Consider the following 288-nt stretch of genomic DNA (forward strand, 5'->3'; position numbering starts at 1 on the left):
CAGCTCAGCCAGCAGATCCCGCGCTCGAGCCGCGTCTCCAGCCTCCCCCGTCCAGCGGGCAAGGTTATGCCGAGTGGTCAACGTGTGCGGATGCTCGGCACCCAGTACCCGCTCGCGCACCGGCAGCAGCTCGGCGAATAGGTCCCGTGCCTGGGCCGCGTCTCCAGCCTCCCCCGTCCAGCGGGCAAGGTTGTGCCGGGCGACTCCACGCGTGTCGCGGTGTTCAGCACCGGCACTCGCTCGCGCACGGGCAGCAGCTCAGCCAGCAGATCCCGCGCTCGAGCCGCG

At 71.5% G+C, this 288-nt stretch carries 1 pseudogene; it reads right to left on the reverse strand.

Annotation, left to right across the window (positions count from 1 at the left end):
• Positions 1–189, reverse strand: a pseudogene (locus tag ACWJ6R_RS38240) (tetratricopeptide repeat protein); the annotation flags it as partial.
• Positions 190–288: the final 99 nt, after the last annotated feature.

This window comes from Planomonospora algeriensis (assembly GCF_977012225.1).